At 62.8% G+C, this 17,824-nt stretch carries 18 protein-coding genes; 2 read left to right on the forward strand and 16 right to left on the reverse strand.

The features are described from left to right. Positions 1-49 precede the first annotated feature (49 nt). The 3 genes from AC0L18_RS00350 to AC0L18_RS00360 are packed head-to-tail and all read right to left on the reverse strand — an operon-like array spanning position 50 to position 2,991. Positions 50-721: an ABC transporter ATP-binding protein gene (locus AC0L18_RS00350; RefSeq protein ID WP_473490172.1), complete on the reverse strand. Its 672-nt coding sequence runs from the start codon at positions 719-721 to the stop codon at positions 50-52. Continuing rightward, on the reverse strand, positions 718-1,959 hold the full coding sequence (locus tag AC0L18_RS00355) for an ABC transporter permease (protein ID WP_473490173.1): 1,242 nt from the start codon (positions 1,957-1,959) through the stop codon (positions 718-720). Before AC0L18_RS00355 ends, AC0L18_RS00350 begins: the two co-directional genes overlap by 4 nt. Before the next feature lie 6 nt (positions 1,960-1,965). Then, positions 1,966-2,991 (reverse strand): efflux RND transporter periplasmic adaptor subunit, encoded by a 1,026-nt coding sequence (locus AC0L18_RS00360; protein WP_473490174.1) that lies wholly within the window; start codon positions 2,989-2,991, stop codon positions 1,966-1,968. A gap of 131 nt (positions 2,992-3,122) precedes the next feature. On the opposite strand from AC0L18_RS00360, the gene AC0L18_RS00365 reads away from it, so the two are divergent. Then, complete coding sequence (locus AC0L18_RS00365; protein WP_473490430.1) at positions 3,123-3,806, forward strand: TetR/AcrR family transcriptional regulator; 684 nt, start codon at positions 3,123-3,125, stop codon at positions 3,804-3,806. Positions 3,807-3,828: 22 nt separating this feature from the next. Here the strand turns inward: AC0L18_RS00365 and AC0L18_RS00370 are convergent, their stop codons facing one another. From AC0L18_RS00370 to AC0L18_RS00390, 5 genes are all read right to left on the reverse strand, one after another. Then, positions 3,829-4,359 (reverse strand): cupin domain-containing protein, encoded by a 531-nt coding sequence (locus AC0L18_RS00370; RefSeq protein ID WP_473490175.1) that lies wholly within the window; start codon positions 4,357-4,359, stop codon positions 3,829-3,831. A gap of 14 nt (positions 4,360-4,373) precedes the next feature. Next, positions 4,374-5,249: a class I SAM-dependent methyltransferase gene (locus AC0L18_RS00375; protein ID WP_473490176.1), complete on the reverse strand. Its 876-nt coding sequence runs from the start codon at positions 5,247-5,249 to the stop codon at positions 4,374-4,376. A 225-nt stretch (positions 5,250-5,474) separates the two neighbouring features. Continuing rightward, positions 5,475-5,981, reverse strand: a complete 507-nt coding sequence (locus AC0L18_RS00380; RefSeq protein ID WP_473490177.1) for a c-type cytochrome — start codon at positions 5,979-5,981, stop codon at positions 5,475-5,477. Between the two features lie 170 nt (positions 5,982-6,151). Then, positions 6,152-8,674 (reverse strand): two-component system VirA-like sensor kinase, encoded by a 2,523-nt coding sequence (locus AC0L18_RS00385; RefSeq protein ID WP_473490178.1) that lies wholly within the window; start codon positions 8,672-8,674, stop codon positions 6,152-6,154. Further along, complete coding sequence (locus AC0L18_RS00390; RefSeq protein WP_473490179.1) at positions 8,671-9,561, reverse strand: cytochrome-c peroxidase; 891 nt, start codon at positions 9,559-9,561, stop codon at positions 8,671-8,673. Before AC0L18_RS00390 ends, AC0L18_RS00385 begins: the two co-directional genes overlap by 4 nt. A 257-nt stretch (positions 9,562-9,818) precedes the next feature. Between AC0L18_RS00390 and AC0L18_RS00395 the strand changes: the two genes are divergently transcribed. Beyond that, a complete protein-coding gene (locus AC0L18_RS00395) occupies positions 9,819-10,601 on the forward strand; it encodes a response regulator (protein WP_473490180.1) in 783 nt (260 codons plus the stop codon). A gap of 58 nt (positions 10,602-10,659) precedes the next feature. On the opposite strand, the gene AC0L18_RS00400 is transcribed toward AC0L18_RS00395, so the two are convergent. From AC0L18_RS00400 to tpiA, 8 genes are all read right to left on the reverse strand, one after another. Then, positions 10,660-10,962: a DUF982 domain-containing protein gene (locus tag AC0L18_RS00400; RefSeq protein WP_473490181.1), complete on the reverse strand. Its 303-nt coding sequence runs from the start codon at positions 10,960-10,962 to the stop codon at positions 10,660-10,662. Between the two features lie 305 nt (positions 10,963-11,267). Further along, a complete protein-coding gene (locus AC0L18_RS00405; RefSeq protein ID WP_473490182.1) occupies positions 11,268-11,702 on the reverse strand; it encodes a PIN domain-containing protein in 435 nt (144 codons plus the stop codon). After that, a complete protein-coding gene (locus AC0L18_RS00410) occupies positions 11,699-11,950 on the reverse strand; it encodes a type II toxin-antitoxin system Phd/YefM family antitoxin (RefSeq protein WP_473490183.1) in 252 nt (83 codons plus the stop codon). The genes AC0L18_RS00405 and AC0L18_RS00410 overlap by 4 nt, the downstream gene beginning before the upstream one ends. 512 nt (positions 11,951-12,462) lie before the next feature. Next, entirely contained in the window at positions 12,463-13,002 is a 540-nt protein-coding gene (locus AC0L18_RS00415; RefSeq protein WP_473490184.1) for a DUF1697 domain-containing protein, read from the reverse strand. A 33-nt stretch (positions 13,003-13,035) separates the two neighbouring features. Continuing rightward, a complete protein-coding gene (locus tag AC0L18_RS00420; RefSeq protein ID WP_084646645.1) occupies positions 13,036-14,673 on the reverse strand; it encodes a CTP synthase in 1,638 nt (545 codons plus the stop codon). 137 nt (positions 14,674-14,810) lie between these two features. Continuing rightward, positions 14,811-15,929 carry a L,D-transpeptidase gene (locus tag AC0L18_RS00425; protein ID WP_473490185.1) on the reverse strand — a complete coding sequence of 373 codons (1,119 nt, stop codon included), beginning with the start codon at positions 15,927-15,929 and terminating at the stop codon, positions 14,811-14,813. Between the two features lie 211 nt (positions 15,930-16,140). Further along, the gene (gene secG, locus AC0L18_RS00430) at positions 16,141-16,599 is read right to left on the reverse strand and encodes a preprotein translocase subunit SecG (RefSeq protein ID WP_473490186.1); all 459 of its coding nucleotides are present in this window, start codon (positions 16,597-16,599) and stop codon (positions 16,141-16,143) included. A gap of 316 nt (positions 16,600-16,915) precedes the next feature. Further along, the gene (tpiA, locus tag AC0L18_RS00435; protein WP_473490187.1) at positions 16,916-17,683 is read right to left on the reverse strand and encodes a triose-phosphate isomerase; all 768 of its coding nucleotides are present in this window, start codon (positions 17,681-17,683) and stop codon (positions 16,916-16,918) included. Positions 17,684-17,824 lie beyond the last annotated feature (141 nt).

Here is a 17,824-nt window from a genome sequence, read left to right on the forward strand (position 1 = left end):
GGACAGGCTCGCGCCATGCCTGATCCCATGAACGCCGATTGGTTCCGGTTCAGCCGATCTTCCCGTCCACGATGTGAATGCGGCGATCCACGCGCGCCGCCATGTCGAGATCATGCGTAACTGCCACGACGGTCTTGCCGCCCTCGCGCACCAGGTTCTCCAGGATTGCGAAGACCTGCTCGGAGCTCTTGCTGTCGAGGCTCCCCGTCGGCTCATCGGCGAGGATAAGCGGCGGGTCGTTGGCGAGCGAGCGTGCTACCGCGACGCGCTGACGCTGGCCGCCCGAGAGTTGGTCAGGCCGCTTGTCGAGATGTTCGCCGAGTCCCAGGGATGAGAGCAGTTCACCGGCCCGTTCGCGCATCTGAGGACGCGCCAGCCGGCCAAGCTTGCGCATTGGGATTTCGACATTTTCGCGCGCCGTGAACTCCGGCAGCAGAAAGTGGAACTGGAACACGAAGCCCAGCATCGAAAGCCTGGTCCGCGCGCGCTCCCTTTCATTCATCGGCTCGGCGTCGCGGCCGCCTATTGTCAACGTCCCGGCGGTTGGCCGGTCGAGCAGCCCCAGCAGATAGAGCAATGACGATTTTCCGGAGCCGGAGGGACCGGTGACGGCGACGAATTCCCTTTCGTTGATCGCCAGCGTGATGTCCTTGACCAGCGTGACGGGAACCGTCTCGGGCAACACGCGGGTCAGTTTCTTGGTCTCGATGAGTGCGCTCATGACGCGCCTCTGATGATCTCGACGGGGTTCAGGCGCGCCGCACGACGCGCCGGCAGGTAGCCGGCCACTGCCGCCGAGCCCAGCGCGAAAGCCGACGCGATGACGTAGTGCATCAAGCTCCAGGCGATCGGCAGGCGGGTCATCTCCTGGCCGGTCGCGGCGATCTCGAAACGCACCAGCGACAGCGCATAGGTCGTGGAGACGCCGAGCAGCCCGCCGAGCACGGAGCCGGCAGCGCCGATCGCGACGCCTTCCAGCAGAAAGAGCCGGCGCATGTCGGATTCCGGGAAGCCAAGCGACTTCATGATGGCGATGTCGCGCGCCTTTTCGTGCGTGATGGTGGAGATGATGTTGTAGATGCCGAAGCCAGCGACCAGCATGATCGCGCCGACAACGGTGTACATGATGACGTTGCGTACGACGAGCGCTTCGAGGATCGATTCATTGGCCTCCTGCCACGCCACCGCCTTGTAGCCCAGTTCGGCCTCGGCGCGCTGCGCTACCGCCGGAGCGCGGTCAGGATCGTCGAGCTTGATGCGGATCTCGTTGATGGCGTTCGGACGCGCCGAGAGGATCTGCGCGTTTTTCAGAAGCACATAGGCCTCGCCTTCGTCGCGCGCGGTGGTGCCGGTGTGGAACAGGCCGGCGATCTTGAAGTTGCGCGACAGTCCCTCGGCAGAAACCGCCGTTATCGTGTCACCGAACCCGGCGCCGAGCCGGCTCGCCATCGTGTCGCCGATGAGCACGTTGTTGCCGCCCGCGGCAAGCGCCGAAAAGCTGCCTTCGACGAAGTTTCCGACAATCGGCGACACGCCGGACTCGCGCTCCGGTTCGATGCCAATGATCGCCGCGCCGACTTCGCGGCTGGAAAAGCGGATCACACCCTGCGTTTTGAGGCTTGCCGCGAACCGACCCGGAATCCAGCTCTCCAGCCAGGAGGTCGCGGCGGTCGGGTTGATGATGCCGCGGCGATCGTCGCGCGGCCTGAGCCCGGAAATCGCTACTGTCGCAAAAGCATCCTCGGCCGGTTGACGGCGGGCTGTGCGCTGCTCGTCGGTGATGTCGACATGCGGCATCGTGTCGACGAGTTGCCTGACGAAATCGTCCTGCCCACCCTGCATCAGCGCCGCCATGGCAATGGAGAATCCGACACCGACCGCAACGCCGATCACGGCAACCAGCGTCTGGCGACCGCGGCCGGCAATGTGCGTGAGGGCGATGTCGAAGATGAGCGGCATCGTGCTTCATTGCTCCTGGGCGCCGGTGATGCTCACGCGCGCGCCGTTGGCGAGGTCGGCGGGATAGGGCGAGATGACGCGAGCCCTCTCATCGACACTCGAGAGAACCTCGATGCCATTGGTGGCGCGAATGCCGGTTCGGATTTCACGTTGCCAGGCCTTGTCGGCTTCGACGACGAACACCTTATTCCCGTCCACAGCAACGGACGGGATCAACAGCGCGTTTTTCGAAACGCGGATGACGATGTTCACGTCGGTCGACATGCCGATACGAAGCGGCGTATCGTCCGGCAGGCGGAAACGGACGCGATAGGTCTTCGTCACCGGATCGCCCTTGGGTGTGATGCTGTCGACCACGGCTTCCAGGTTCTGCCTGGGGAACGCGTCGGATCTAAGCAGCGCGTGCTGGCCGACCTCGACCCGGGGTATGTCCTCCTCGTTGACCTCGGCGACGACGAGGAGCGGCTTCGGCTCGCCGACCCAGAACAACACCGTGCCGAGTTCGGCGACCTCACCCACCTCGCCGTCCTGCCTGAGCACGACGCCGGCGCTCGGCGCGCGTAACACGTAGGAGTCAAGTCGCGCCTTCTGTCCGGCGACCAGCGCTTCGATCTGGCCGAGCTCGCTCTGCGCACGATCGAGAGCCTGCTGGCTCGCCGCACGCCTTTCGGCAAGCACCGTCAGCCGCCGGAGCTCTTCCTGGGCAAGCGCTTGACGCGCTTCGAGTTCGCCAAGCACGGCCCGGGCCTCGCTGTCGTCGAGGCTGGCGAGCACGTCGCCTTGTGCAACCCTCGACCCCTCGCAATTGCATTGCTCGACGATCCTTTCGCGAACCACCGGAGTCACCTTGGCCCAGGTTCGCGGCTCGACGGAGCCACTCGCGTAAACGATTTCCGCCGCGTCGCCGCGTTGTGGCGTCACCACCGAAACCTTGGCCGGTTGCCAAAGATACCAGGCGCCGAACGCAGCCGCGGCCGCGACAACAACGATGCCGACAGTCCAGCGTATCCGTCGCAAGGGACTCTCCTTCATGATCGAATCCGAATGTCCTGCGGTGACAGATAATAGCACTAGACCGACCGTCGGTCTATAAAAGTTGCATAAAGCTCCGGTTCGTGCTTCTCTTGCCCCACCTGCACTTTGTGAGGTTTGATTTGCCCCGAGTGATAAAGCCGCCGGAGATACGATCCGCCGAGCTCCTCGACTGCGCCCAGCGGCTTTTCTTCGAGCGCGGCTACGACAACACGACGGTGAACGACATCATCCGCGAGGCCGGCCTGTCGAAGGGCGCGTTCTACCACTATTTCGCATCGAAAGAGGCCCTGCTGGAGGCGCTCGCCACACGTCTCGCCCGAGACAGCTTCACCGAGTTGCAGCCCGTGCTCAACGATCCCTCACTCGATGGGCTTGGCCGTCTCAATGCCCTGTTTGCCGGCTCGCGGCGGCTGAACGTCGAGCTTGCTCCGCACATGCGCAAGACATTTTTCGTCCTGTTCCGGCCCGAAAACCTTGCCCTCTTCCATCGGGTCGACCGGGCGGCCAGGGAATTGGCCATGCCGATAATCACCGATCTGCTCAGGAAAGGCAGCGACGAAGGCATCTTCGACGTGCCCGACCCGGAAGCCTTCGCCGAGATGTTCTTGCAGCTGCGGCTGATCTTTCGGGATGTAATGCACCGCGCCCTGCTGAAGGCCGAGCAGGGCAATATCGACGAAGCGGCGCGGCTGCTCGACGATCGGCTGCGGCTCTACGGCATCGCAATCGACCGGCTCTTGAAGCTGCCCGATGGAACGATAGAAGCAGCGCAACCCGGGTTTGCCCGGGCTTTCCTCGAAGCAGGCCCGTGAGCCGCTGCCAGCGCTGTCCAGATCAGCGGGGCGCCAGTGAAAGACCTACACTCGCATTCTCTTCCGGCGTCGCGTTCCAGTAGCCATATGCTGCGGCGGTCTTCAGGAAATGCTGCATCGCATCGGCTGAGGGAGGATCAGAATGCCTGCTTTCCCCGGTGATCGGCCTGCCGATTTCCCGGAAGAACCGGCCTATCTGTGACGTGCTGACGAGGATCATCACGGCCGGCCCGGTCGACAGGTTCCGAAAGGCGTGCTTCGCCCCGCCCGGCACGTGGAAAATATCGCCCGGCCGGATGGATACCCAGACGAAGCCTTCCGGCGACTGCGAGAGCCCTTCGATCTCGCCGGAAATCTGGATGAAGGTCTCCGGGTCGGCGTGGCTGTGCAGCGGCACGACAACACCCGGCGGTATGGTGCCGCGCATGACGCAAGGCTCGTCATCGCGCGACGGTGTAAGAAACTGGACCACAGGTCCCAGCACGTCGAGCGTCTCGACATTGTATGGATCGACGAGATGGCCCTCGTGCTCGCTGACGGCAGTGTCGAGCATCGATCTCTCCTTCGTTATCCCGGCGTATTTGCCCATGCGCCGACAAGGGGCGGCAGCATAATGCACATCTGCTGTTTGACGGCCTCGCTGCGCAGTCGCTCGGCGAGCGTATCGACCCTCATTTCGGTGGCGGTCGCTGCGCCGACCGCCTCGGCCATCGGCAGCAGGCTGCGCAAGGTCTCGGCAACATAGTCGTAGACCGGCGAGTCGGGCCCGCTACCGGCGAGGCCGGCGGAATTCATCTGCGGCGCCGGCAGCCCTGCGCCGGCGAAGACCATCGGCAGCCTGCCACCCATGTCGACCTCGAAACCTGCCCGCTCGATCGTCTCGATTATCCAGCCGCGGCATTTGCCGAACAGCGGCGCCTCCGGAAAACTGCGGGTGAGCGGCATCGCCATTTCCTGGAAGGCGACGATCCCGCCCGGCCGAAGAAACCCGACAAGCCTGCGCAGGGTTGCGGCCGGATCGGGCAGATACATCAGGACGAGCCTGCCGATCACCGCATCGAAAGTCTCGTCGGGTGAGAATGTATCAAGCTCGCCTGTGGTAAAGCGTGTCCAGTAACACTGGCCGGATTGGGTGGCGCGCCGCTCGGCAATGTCTACCGCCCCCGCCGAGCGATCGACGCCGAGCACTCTTCCCGAGGGCCCGACCAGCTTCCCGGCCAGCAAGGAGACGTCGCCGACGCCGCAGCCAATGTCGAGCACGCGCATACCCGGTCCCAGCCCCGCGCGGCGCAGGAAATCCTCCGTAAGGTCGTGAATGAGCGCTCCCTGCAGTTCCAGGCGCTGGAATTCACGTTCCGTGTAGCCCAAGGCATAGGGACGCGGATCCGTGGTGCCCTGATCGCGGTCGATCTTCGGCGCGTATTGGCCAAGCAGATTGTCCATTATTGACTCCCTGATCGATTTATCTGGTTTTGACTTTTCCTGATCGCCGGGCATCCATCTGACCGCCCCGGTTGGACCGCCACGATCGGCGATCAGTGCTACAACGTGATTTCCGGAATCGGGAATTGCGTTACGACTGAAGCAGGCGGCCGTGTCTGACGTACCGCACAGGCGGGGAACACCCTGCCCCCGGATCTTCGGCGGCGACTACGTCTTCGGAGGCGACTACGGCTTCGGAGCCTGCGGCACAAACACAATATGCGGTGTCTTCGGCGGACGATCGGGCGGCACATAGCCCGGAACCGGCGTATCGTCCGCCGGCAGCGAAAGCACATATCGGTGGATGGCGCGCAGGTCGGCCTCGGTCATGGCACGCAGGTTGAACCACGGCATAGGCGGGCGCGTCTCGACTGTACGCGCTGACCGTACCCAGTCGTCCTCGCCCATGGTCCGCAAAAGCTGACGAAGATTCGTCGGGTAGATCGTCCCCCACGGCCCATTGAAGCCAAGCGAGTCGCCGATCAGCCATCGATCCTCGGGAACCTTGCCGGCCTTCTCCAGATAATTTGGCGTGTGGCAGTCGTTGCAGCCGCCGATTTTCACCAGGTATCGACCGCGCTCGATCGAATCGGTCGCCATCGCCGCACCCGTCTCATCTGGGTCGAGCTTTACGGTGGCGAGCAGCCCGCTCAGGCCAAGGGCGGCAATTCCGACGAGAGCCCATCGTGTCATCAGCTTCTCCTACCGGTTTCCAATTTTCGGGCCATGGTCTTCTCGGGATCCTGCTCTTCTCAGGATTATGGTCCGGGCCTGGACTGGAACATCGAAGGGCCCGGCTACAGGTTGATTTCAGCCAGGCGGAATTTTGGTTACGGTTGTAACGAGGACCCGGCCGACCGTGATCAGCCTGAATGCAGATGGCGGGCAAGGCATTGTGCAACAGAGGCCGACAGCAGCGGTTTCTTGATGACTTCGCTTATGCCGGCCGCCGTCAGTTGACGCGATCGCGGCGTGCGGCCGTAACCGGTCATCAGGACAATTGGCAGGTCAGACCGGATCTCATGCAACTTGCCGGAGAGCTCGACCCCGGTCATGTCAGGCATGACCTCGTCCGTCAGCACCAGGTCGAAGCGCCCCGGATCGGCACGGAAGGCATTGAGAGCCGCGGGGCTGCGGTCGAACCCGACCGGCTCGTAGCCCAGCGCGGCGAGCATCTCCTCGGCAAGTTGCATCAGCGGCGTATCGTCATCGACAACCAGGATCGTCTCGCCGTTGCCATACTCGACCAGAACCTCGGTGGCCTCGCCCTCGCCCTCATCCGCTTGTGCTGAAGCGGGTTCGATCTGCGGAAAATAAATCTTGAAGGTCGTGCCTTGGCCCAGTTGGCTCTTCACGTCCACCGCACCCCGATGTGCCGCGACAATTCCGTGCACCGTCGACAGGCCGAGCCCGGTGCCGTGCCCTGCCGGCTTGGTCGTGAAGAACGGCTCGAAGATGCGCTCGAGAGTCGCCTGATCCATGCCGCTGCCGCTGTCCCTGACGGCAAGGCGGATATAGCGGCCGGCAGGCAGGTTGCCGTGCGACAGCGCCTGCGCCTCGACGATCTCGGTCATGTCGAGAGCGATCTCCAATAATCCGCGGCTGTTCATCGCATGCGCCGCGTTGGTGCCGAGATTCATCACCACCTGCTGAAGCTCGGTCGGATCGCCCGTCATCGCGGCATCCGTGGCTGCAAGATGCGTCTCCACTGCAAGCGTGGCGGGGGACGAGGCGCGCAGCAGATCGACCGCCTCCGCAATCACGGGCTGCACCCGCAGCGCGTGATGCTGCCGCTCGCGGCGACGACTGAAGGCAAGGATCTGTTCCGTGACGTCCTGCGCCCGCCTGCCGGCCTTCATGATCTGCTGGACGTAGCGCCGCGCACGAGACTCCTTCAGCAGCACCACCAGCGCCATCTCGCTATAGCCGAGGACGGCGCTGAGAATGTTGTTGAACTCGTGCGCTATGCCGCCGGCCAGCGTTCCGATTGCTTCCAGCCGCTGCGATTGGTTGAGCCGCGCCTGCAGCGCTTCGCGTTCCCGTTCGTTGTGTTGGCGCGCGATGGCATTGGCGAAGATCTCGGCGGCGGTGCGCAGCAGCGCGATGTCGTCGTCGGTCCAATGCTTTTCGTGCGTTACGCCATCGAGAGCCAGAAAACCCAGCCGCTCTTCGGCATGCCACATCGGTATGCACAGCCACGATCGAATTTGATGCGCCTGCAGGCATGCCTTCTCCCGCCCCTCGGGAAGCTCGCCGACGCGGGGGACGTCGATGCAGCCTTGCCGTTCATGGTCCGCGAGCGTCCAGTGTGAAGCCAGTTCGATCAAATTGTTCGGCAGGCGGGCCGTCGAGCTTCCGCTCGGACGGCGATAGAAATAGCCGCTGGAAAGATCGGCATCGTATGTGCGGCTGACGAAAATCTGGGCACCGTCGAGCCCGGCATGTTCCACCAGGCGCGCGAGGCCCTTGCTGATCCCGGCCCGGATGCGGTCACGCGGCAGATTGATGAACTGTGTCGAGATCGAAGCGATCAAGCCTTCGAATTCCAGCCGCTCGCGCAGGATCCGCGCATTGTGGCGCAGGCGAGCGAACAGGTAAGCCACATAGCCCACCAGGACCAGCGCCGCGACGTAGAGCAGCGTCTGGAACCGCGCAGCCCGTGCCGCGGCGCGCCCATGCACATCAAGATACAGGTCCTGCAGAGCGCGGGCCCGTTCGCTCGTTGGCGCAGTCTGCAGGCGGGAGACGAGATCGTCGACCGCCGGAAGCCTGCTGACGATAAGCCGGCCGTGGGAGACAAGGGAGCGGACATCGCTTGCAGCCACGGCATCGACGGATGGCCTGGCCAGCCGGTCAAGCGAGGCGGTGACTGCCCTTGCCGCCTCCGGCCGGGGATCGCTGATGAACCGCGACATGGCGATCATCAGAGCTCCGATCTCGACCGCTCGAAGGCCGTCGCCCTCGGTCGTGAGCCGGCCGCTCATATAGTTGAAATAGTTCAAAGAGTTCTGCAGCAGCGCGTTGTCCGACTTGAACGCCTCGACGAGCGTTTCCTCGTCGCGCACCGCGGCGATGACATCGGCAATCCGCCTCTCGATGTCCGCCCGTGCTTCGCCGCTTGCGACGTCCCCGGCAGCCGGCAGCGTCCGCGTCGCCTCATTCAGGTTCTCGATCGACCGCACAAGCGGATCGTAGCTGCGCAACAGCCCCGCCCGTGCCCGCAACACGTCGCGCTGCAGGGCAGCGTTATAGAGGATAACGGTCCTGAGAGCGTCGAGCGTGCGTTCGTGGCGCGCGGCATCAGGAGCCGCGCCCTGCAGCAGGAGGTAGGTCAGGACGATGAGCAGGCACGCGACGACCGGCGCCAGGATGGGTAGCGACTTCATTGCTGCAGACGATCCGCTGCGCTGGTCAACGGCTGGCCGCGATATTCGCCCGTCAGCGTCGCAAGGAACTTGACGATGAGATCGGTATCGCGCTGATCGAGTTCCCGGCCGAGTTGGCTCCGCGCCATGATCTTCACTGCGTCTGGGAGCGATGCGGTGCGGCCGTCGTGGAAATACGGCGCCGTCACCGCGACATTGCGCAGGCTGGGAACGCGGAAGACATGGCGGTCGCTCTCGACGCCGGTAATGGCGAAGCGGCCGAGATCCGCCTGGGACAAGGTTTTCTGACCGGCGAAGGGATTCCGAAAGATGCCGAACTTCTGAAACAAATTGCCGCCGACATTGGCGCCCTGATGGCAAGCGATGCAGCCAAAGGCCTTGAACAATTGATAGCCATGCTCCTCGTCCGCCGTGATGGCGTCGCGCTCGCCCTTGAGATAGCGGTCGAAACGAGCGTTGGGCGTGATCAGCGAGCGTTGAAAGATGGCCAGGGCGTCGAGCACGTCCGTCCGGCCGGGAGCCGCGCCGTAGAGCGTCACGAACCGCCGCGAATAGTCCGGGTCGGAGCGCAGTTTCGGCAGCAATTCTTCCCAACTCGTGTTCATCAGCCTGTCATCGAGCAGGACTGCCTCGTTCTGCTCGATGACACTGCGGAAATTGCCGCGCCAGTTCAGCCGGAAATTGAGCGCTGCGCTGAAGACGGTCGGCGCGTTGAAATCGAGCTGCCCGCCATCCGCCGCCGTGGAACGAGCCCTGCCGTCGTCGCCGCTGAAATCGAGCCTGTGGCAACCGCTGCAGGCGATGACATCGTCATGCGACAGCCGGACATCGTTGAACAGGCTCTCGCCAAGCGCGATCTTCGCCTGGTCGGAAGGACCAGTGCCCATTATCGGAGCAATCGGCTCGCCGATCGGAGGGGCCGGCTGATTGACCAGGGCCAACGCAAACGGTGCCGCCGCTGCCAGGCAAAGCGGAACCAAAAGCCTCGCCCGAACCTTACCAATCTGCCCATACGCCATCGAGTGAGCCTGTGGTATCCGATCACGAAGATTATCGGTGCTTGCCAACAACTCGCCGTTAATCGGCGTTAAGTCTAATAAAGCAACGGCTCGGTCATGGGTTCCATACCTGCGGACGGTCTGAGATGTTAGCCGAACAGAACACTCGCTGCGAAGAGCAGTCGAAAGGCACAATCGAACCGGCAGCGGCGGCGAAGCATATCCTTGTCGTCGATGACGACCCCGAAATTCGCGAGATGCTCACCAATTACCTGGAGAGCGAGAATTTTAGGGTTAGCGCTGTTGCCGACAGCCGGGCCATGTCGCGCGTCCTCAATGAAAGACCGGTAGAGCTGGTGCTCCTCGACATGCGGCTTGCCGACGAGGACGGGTTTGAAATCATGCGGCAACTCGGCAGTCCGCCGGAAGCGCCGCCCATCATCATCATCACCGGCCACAGGCGCGACGAAGTGGATCGCGTCGTCGGCCTGGAGCTCGGGGCTGACGACTACATCACCAAGCCCTTCAGCCTCAGGGAACTGCTTGCGCGCGTTCGCGCCGTGCTGCGGCGATCGGGGTCAACACGCCAGCAGTCGCCTGGCAAGAAGCCCAAGCGATACCGCTTTGCCGGCTGGGAACTCGACATGCGGATGCGGCGCCTGAGGTCGCCCGCTGGCGAAGCGACGCCGCTGACCGCCGGCGAGTTCAACCTGCTGGCGGCCTTTCTGCAATCGCCGCAACAAATCCTGAGCCGCGAGCAGCTTCTCGCTGCCAGCAGGATTCACGACGAAGAGGTGTTTGACCGCAGTATCGATGTGCAGATACTGCGACTGCGCCGCAAGCTCGAGGTCAGCCCGAGCGAGCCGAAACTCATTGTCACCGAGCGGGGCGCTGGCTACGTCTTCGCTGCCCCGGTCGAGGTGCAGTGACTTTCGAGGTGCTGTGCTTGTCGACGTCCCGTTACTGGCAGGGGTCAAATAGGAACGTTCATCGCCTCAGCGCATGCACGCTATCAACATTGCCGCCGCCTATCGGCAGAGCCATGTCGTCGTCGAGCAAGCGCGTGATGCGGGCGAAGCCGGTAAAAGCCTTCCTTGCTTCCTCTGCCGACATCCCGCCCGCCAGAGCCGCGGAGCAGCAATTCACCGCGCATTGGTAGACTGGCCCACGCCGGCCGACTGGCCATCTACGCAAGAACTCCATCGCTTCGGCTACGCTATCAATTTCTTCGGCAGGACTTTCCTGCCCGCGCGAAATACGCACAGGCGTAAAGAATTGCAGGCGATTCATTGTTTCCTCCCGGTCGATCGTTATGGGCCTGATCGAACCTTTTGAACTTACTGCTGACCATGTGTTTCCGGCAAACAGAACCCGATGATGAAAAACTCGGGCCAAAAACGAAGTCTTTCACATCACTCGACCGAAATCGAATCACCAAACATGACAAACATGTGGCGAACCGTTGCCCGCCGCGGCACTGGGACTTCAATTATCCCGAGTCGGGGCCTGGAGGCGCTCAACCCGCATTTGAGGTATGCGGATTACGCAGCCGGATTTGGCTAGCCGCAGCAGACCCCTTTGGGATCTCTTCTCCGTCAAAGCGTCAGTGGATCGAGGCAGGGAACTCCTAAGGGCTGGAAGTGCCTCAGGTTCCCAGTCAGGAGCGTCAAGAAGTTCGCTTTAGCGGTCGCAGCGATGAGAATGTCAGCCAGCCCTGGATGACTCCCTGCGGCTGTGGCGGCGTCTTCCATGAGGCCTGCCTCCAACGCCACCGCCGCATCGATCGGTAAGATTTCCGCGCTGTAGTCCGTCATGATGCCCAGCAGCCACGCCATTAGCGTCTGAGCCTTCGCCGTGGCTCCCGAGCGGTCGAGCTTGGCGATGCCTCTCCGAAGTTCGTGGAGGGCAAAGGCAGGCACAAACAAGTTGCCCGTCTGCTGCAATAGCCAAGCTGCCGCATTCGGGGGCAGCGGAGGCTTTCCCGGCGCGGTCGCCGACAGCACCGAGGTGTCGAAAAGGTATGAGGTCAAAGGTTAACCTCGCGGCTTTGCTGGGTGCGGTCGCGCTCCGGTTCGAAGCCCTCGGGGCAACCGGGGAACGACAGCAGGTATTCCGCGAGGCTGGGCTTCTCGGGGTAAATCTTCCTCGCTTCGTCGATCGGAACGATAGCTGCCACTGGCTTGCCGTGCCTCGTGATCGTGATTGGGTCGCCGGCCTCGGCCGCATCGACGAGTGCCGTCAAAGTGGCCTTGGCTTCGCGAATGTTGATGTGTTTCACTGCTGTTGCCTCCATTGTGGTTGCACGCAACTACATTTAGCAAATCCGTCGTCGATTGCAAGTGGACACTTCTCGGAGAACAGGCCATTCCAAAACTTCGATCACATCTCGAAGGAAGTCGCGGACAGTTTCGACGCCAGGATTTCCAATTTACCTCTCCCAGGAGAGTGAACGGGGAGAAGGGGGCTGGCGGCAACCTTGGCACCCTTTCCGCAACGCTGGAAATTGGCGAAATCTTTTGCGAAGGCGTCTTTCTCCCCGTCGCTCTACGGGGAGAAATGCCCGGCAGGGCAATGAGGGGCAGCGCCAGCTGAGGTGATTTCCCGGGGTAGAGTTGTCCTGCGCTGTCAATGTAGGCGCCGCCCCTCATCTGCCTGCCGGCATCTTCTCCCCGTGAACGGGGAGAAGGGGCTGGCCGCAACCTTGGCACCCTTTCCGCAACGCTGGAAATTGGCGAAATCTTTTGCGAAGGCGTCTTTCTCCCCGTCGCTATTCGGGGAGAAGGGGAAGCCCTATCCGCCGACCATCTCGGCCAGTTTGCGCACCGTGTTCCAGTTGCGCGAGGTGCCGATGCCGAGCCGTTTATGACTTATCGCCGCCACAAGACGCGAGCTTGGCGTCTCGCGCGAAAAGAAAATCCAGATGTCGCCGCCGACCGCCTGCATCCGCTCAGCCTTGCCGATATAGGCCTCCAGCGCCGCGACGGCCTCAGCCGGAACGGGCTTGCGCATCACGCGCACCGCTACCTGATCCGCGGCGGCAGCCGATTCGGCGGGAAACGGATTGCCGGCAGCAAGCTTCAACCAGTTATCCGCGCGGCGCACGATGATGTCGACATGGCGGCCGAAGGTCTTTTGGAACGCCGTCTCCAATCGGCGCTCCAGCACGGCAATCTCTGTTTCTTTCGTCTCGAAAACCAGATTGCCGGTCGCCACCAGCGTGCGCGGATTGTTCAGGCCCAGGCCTTCTGTCATGGCCCTGAGATCGGACATGACGACACGCCGCCCCTCGCCCAGGACGATACTGTAAAGCAGAGCGACGTAGGTTTGCATGCTAGCCCGGATATCTCACGATAGCCTGTCGATTTAGACCAAGCGGCTCTGCTCCACCGCTGCCTCGATGAAGCTGGCAAACAGCGGGTGCGGGTCAAGCGGCCGGCTTTTCAGCTCGGGATGATATTGCACGCCGATGAACCAGGGATGGTCGGGATATTCGACCGTTTCCGGCAGCACGCCGTCCGGCGACATGCCGGCAAAAACCAGCCCGCAATCCTCGAGCCGCTCCTTGTAGTCGACATTGACCTCGTAGCGGTGGCGGTGGCGCTCGGAAATCTGCGTGTCGCCATAGATCTCGGCGATCTTCGAGCCCCTGGCGAGGTCCGCCTGATAGGCACCGAGCCGCATGGTGCCGCCGAGATCGCCGGTTTCCCTGCGCTTCTCCAGCATGTTGCCTTTCAGCCATTCCGTCATCAGGCCGACGACCGGTTCCTCGGTCGGACCGAATTCGGTCGACGAGGCATGCTTGACGCCGGCCAGCGAACGCGCTGCCTCGATGCAGGCCATCTGCATGCCGAAGCAGATGCCGAAATACGGCACTTTTCGCTCGCGGGCGAACTTCGCCGCAAGGATCTTGCCTTCCGCGCCGCGCTCGCCAAAACCGCCGGGGACCAGAATGCCGTGGACCTTTTCCAGCCACGGCGCCGGGTCTTCTTTCTCGAATATCTCGCTCTCGATCCAGTCGAGCTTGACCTTGACGCGGTTGGCGAGACCGCCATGCGACAGCGCCTCGATCAGCGATTTGTAGGCGTCCTTGAGGCCTGTATATTTGCCGACGACGGCGATGGTCACCTCGCCCTCCGGGTTGTGGATGCGTTTGGACACCGCTTGCCACGGCTCCATCCGCGGCTTCGGCGCCGGATCGATGCCGAAAGCGGCGAGCACTTCCGAATCCAGCCCTTCATTGTGATAGGCCATCGGCACGTCGTAGATGTGCGGCACGTCGAGCGCCTGGATGACCGCGCTCTCGCGCACATTGCAGAACAGCGACAGTTTGCGGCGCTCTTCCCTGGGAATGGGGCGGTCGGCGCGGACCAGCAGGATGTCGGGCGCGATGCCGATGCCGCGCAATTCCTTGACCGAATGCTGGGTCGGCTTGGTCTTCAATTCGCCCGCCGTTGGAATATAGGGCATCAGCGTCAGGTGCACGTAGACGGCGTTGTTGCGCGGCAGGTCGTTGCCAAGTTGGCGGATCGCCTCCAGAAACGGCATCGCCTCGATGTCGCCGACGGTGCCGCCGATCTCGCACAGGACGAAGTCATAGTCGTCATTGCCGTTGAGAATGAAATTCTTGATCTCGTCGGTGACATGCGGAATGACCTGCACGGTGGCGCCAAGATAGTCGCCGCGTCGCTCCCGCTCGATGATATTCTTGTAGATGCGGCCCGTGGTGATGTTGTCCTGCTGGTTGGCCGAGCGGCCGGTGAACCGCTCATAATGGCCAAGATCGAGATCGGTCTCGGCGCCGTCATCCGTCACGAAGACTTCGCCATGCTGGTATGGCGACATCGTGCCGGGATCGACATTGAGATAGGGATCAAGCTTCTTGATGCGCGCGCGATAGCCTCGCGCCTGCAAGAGAGCCCCAAGGGCCGCTGCAGCGATGCCTTTTCCGAGTGAGGAAACCACGCCGCCTGTGATGAATACATATCGCGCCATGGGAGTCATCGCTTAACGCGGCCGAATTGATTCCGCCAGAGAAAAAACCGCCGCGAAGGCTTTTTCCCAAGAAGGCGCCCTGATGATGCTCGAACCAAAGCAAAAGGGCCGGCGAGGCCGGCCCTTTTGTTAGACCCGTCAAGGCGTCAGATGATGACGACCTTGGTGCCCACTTTCACCCTGCGATAAAGGTCCATGACGTGCTCGTTGATCATGCGGAAACAGCCGTTGGAGGAGCTCGTCCCAATCGACTGCGGCGCAATGGTGCCGTGAATGCGCAGATGGGTGTCCTTCTTGCCGTCATAGAGATAGATGGCGCGGGCGCCGAGCGGGTTATCGCCGCCGCCGGGCATGCCGTCCTTGTACCGGCCGTAATTCTTCGGCTCACGCTTCTGCATCTCGAGCGTCGGGATCCAGCGGGGCCATTCCTGCTTGTCGCCGACGGCGACCGTGCCCTTGAACTGCAGGCCGTCACGACCGACCGCAATCGCATAACGGCGGGCGGTCCAGGAGGATTCGACGAGATAGAGGCGGCGCGCGCTCGTATCGATGACGATGGTGCCGGGGCTATAGCCGGTGAACTCGACCTCTTGCGGCACGAACTCCGGCTTCACCTTGAACTGCTTCCTGGCTTCCTTGCTGGCGAGCGCGGCATCGAGGGCGCGGGTCTCGGGGAGCAGCGACATCGACGGGGACGTGCCGCCGAACAGGCCGGCGAACAGCCCGACGCGCTGCGGCTTCTGTCCGACCGGCTCGCTGCGCAATTCCCCGTTGTTGCCGGTCAGCGCGACGTTCATGGCCTCGGCGGGAATTGCCTCGGCCGACTGGATTGCAGCGATGGGTTGAATCGGTTCGATGATCTTGACCGGCCTGGCATCGGCCAGCCTGGCCTTGCCAGCGGACTTATCCTTCTTGGCGAGGCCCTTCTTGGCAAGAAATGCCTGCCGTTCCGCGTCCGACCTGGCTTTGGCCGCCTCGCGCATCGCCAGCTTCCTTGCCTCGATCGCCTTTACTCGAGCAGACTGCTTGTTAGCCGCGATCTTGGCTTCGATCTTCCTGATCTGGGCAAGATCTGCCGCGCTCGGGTCTTTTTTCTTCTTGAGGAGCTTGAGTTGCGCCGTGTCGCTTTTGGCGGCGACGTAGACGACGTCAGTTGTGACTGCGGATTTAGGGGCCGAATTGCCCGCCGGCATGGCCGCGTAAGCGGGCGCACCAAGGCTGAGCACGGCCCAAAGGCCGGCTAAAATGAAGCTGCGAAGCTGCATGGCGAAGATCCGATCGTTCAATGCTTGTTGCCACGGCGTCGCCCGGCGTCCCCCAAGGACCCCGAATGTGCCGCGCGCAATCTATAATCGATTAATCGGAGACGCCTCAAGCGCCCTGGCGTGCCGCGCCCGGTCGAATCCTCGTGATCGTGCGGCATTTGCCGCGACTGTGTTCAAACAACAACAGATCGCGGCGCCGGACGTCTGCTGATTACTGGTTTGGAACCTGCGGCGTTACTGGCTGGGTGGCGCCGTTTGTGGCCGGCGGCGTGGTCGCTCCCGCCGCTGGCGGTGCAGCGGGGGCCGGGGCTGCGGCATCATTGCCGGAAGGCGGCGTTGGCGCCGTATTGCCGGACGGCGGTGTCGCCGTCGTGGTGCCAGGCAACTGGTTGAGCACGCCGCCCTCGCCGTTCGTCACAGGCACGCGATCGAGAATATCGATCGGCTTCTCGCCGTAACGGGCGACGATCGACAAAGTCAGCGAGGTGGCGAAGAACGCCGCCGCCAGGATCGCCGTCGCCCGCGTCAGCGCATTGGCGGCGCCGCGCGCGGTCATGAAGCCCGATCCGCCGCCGATGCCGAGGCCGCCGCCTTCGGAGCGCTGCAGCAGCACCACGCCGACAAGAGCGAGCACAACCATGAGGTGGACGACGATCAGTACGGTTTCCATAATTTATCCTGGCAAAGCCTTGCGCGGCCGCAGATACGACCGGTGATTTGGAGGCGGCTCAATACAATGCTTTGACGGCAATTCCAAGCCCGTGGCCGGAATATGGGAAGCAATGCGGCCGTTGCAACATTTTCCGCTGCGGCACAGTATCCGAAGTGCCCGACAGCCTTTCGATGCTAAAGCACGTCGCGCAAAAGCATGCCCTGGGCCTGACCCCGGGCCTGACCCGAGGGTGTGCAGCGGGTTTGCGATAACGACATGCGTAAAAACAACAACCTAAAGCGCGTCGCATTAGGCCGGCCAAGCGCGACGCGCTTTAGGAGATGTTTCGATAGGCTTCGGCAATGCCGAGAAAGTCCGCCGCCTTCAGGCTGGCGCCGCCGACCAGCGCGCCGTCGACATTTTTTACGCCCAGCAGTTCGACCGCGTTCGACGGCTTGACCGAGCCGCCATAGAGGATGCGTATCTTTGCCGCTGCGCTGCCAAGCTTTTCCGACAGTTTTTCGCGAATATGCGCATGCGCCTCAGCAACGTCGGCGGCAGTCGGCGTCAGCCCCGTGCCGATCGCCCATACCGGCTCGTAGGCGATGACGGTATTCGATGCCGTTGCATTCGGCGGCACCGAGCCGGCGACCTGGCGCGACAGCACGTCTAGCGTGGCGCCCGCCTCGCGCTCGGCTCTCGTCTCGCCAATGCAGATGATGGCAACCAGCCCGGCGCGCCACGCGGCGGACGCCTTTGCCTGGACAATGGCGTCGTCCTCATTGTGATCGGCGCGGCGTTCGGAATGGCCGACGATGACGTGGCTGGCGCCCGCATCTTTCAGCATCTCGGCCGAAATACAGCCGGTATGGGCGCCGCTCTCCTTGGCGTGGCAATCCTCGCCCCCGGCCCGGACCGGCGTGCGCGACAAGATCTCCGCGGCATGCGCAAGCAGCGTCGCCGGAACGCAGACCAGCGCTTCGGTCTCGGCATCGAGCCCGCTCATGAAGCCGTTGCCGATCATCCTGAGTTCGTTGAGCGAGGCGCTGGTGCCGTTCATTTTCCAGTTGCCAGCGACCAACGGGCGGATTCCAGGCGTCATGGGATTTGCTTCTCCGGGCAATATTCGGCTGCGTCCTCACTACCAAACTCAGCCCACAAAGCAATCGACAGTGGGCCGGAAGGACGCTATTGCGCTTGTTTCAGACTCGGCGCATGCGAAAATGCGCGAAAAAATCGGAAG

It is taken from the genome of Mesorhizobium sp. WSM4819, from assembly GCF_055811215.1.

Coding starts and splice junctions, on each gene's coding strand:
- AC0L18_RS00350 (WP_473490172.1), bottom strand. CDS start 721: ATGAGCGCACTCATCGAGACCAAGAAACTGACCCGCGTGTTGCCCGAG.
- AC0L18_RS00355 (WP_473490173.1), bottom strand. CDS start 1,959: ATGCCGCTCATCTTCGACATCGCCCTCACGCACATTGCCGGCCGCGGT.
- AC0L18_RS00360 (WP_473490174.1), bottom strand. CDS start 2,991: ATGAAGGAGAGTCCCTTGCGACGGATACGCTGGACTGTCGGCATCGTT.
- AC0L18_RS00370 (WP_473490175.1), bottom strand. CDS start 4,359: ATGCTCGACACTGCCGTCAGCGAGCACGAGGGCCATCTCGTCGATCCA.
- AC0L18_RS00375 (WP_473490176.1), bottom strand. CDS start 5,249: ATGGACAATCTGCTTGGCCAATACGCGCCGAAGATCGACCGCGATCAG.
- AC0L18_RS00380 (WP_473490177.1), bottom strand. CDS start 5,981: ATGACACGATGGGCTCTCGTCGGAATTGCCGCCCTTGGCCTGAGCGGG.
- AC0L18_RS00385 (WP_473490178.1), bottom strand. CDS start 8,674: ATGAAGTCGCTACCCATCCTGGCGCCGGTCGTCGCGTGCCTGCTCATC.
- AC0L18_RS00390 (WP_473490179.1), bottom strand. CDS start 9,561: ATGGGCACTGGTCCTTCCGACCAGGCGAAGATCGCGCTTGGCGAGAGC.
- AC0L18_RS00395 (WP_473490180.1), top strand. CDS start 9,819: ATGTTAGCCGAACAGAACACTCGCTGCGAAGAGCAGTCGAAAGGCACA.
- AC0L18_RS00400 (WP_473490181.1), bottom strand. CDS start 10,962: ATGAATCGCCTGCAATTCTTTACGCCTGTGCGTATTTCGCGCGGGCAG.
- AC0L18_RS00415 (WP_473490184.1), bottom strand. CDS start 13,002: ATGCAAACCTACGTCGCTCTGCTTTACAGTATCGTCCTGGGCGAGGGG.
- AC0L18_RS00420 (WP_084646645.1), bottom strand. CDS start 14,673: ATGACTCCCATGGCGCGATATGTATTCATCACAGGCGGCGTGGTTTCC.
- AC0L18_RS00425 (WP_473490185.1), bottom strand. CDS start 15,929: ATGCAGCTTCGCAGCTTCATTTTAGCCGGCCTTTGGGCCGTGCTCAGC.
- secG (WP_473490186.1), bottom strand. CDS start 16,599: ATGGAAACCGTACTGATCGTCGTCCACCTCATGGTTGTGCTCGCTCTT.
- tpiA (WP_473490187.1), bottom strand. CDS start 17,683: ATGACGCCTGGAATCCGCCCGTTGGTCGCTGGCAACTGGAAAATGAAC.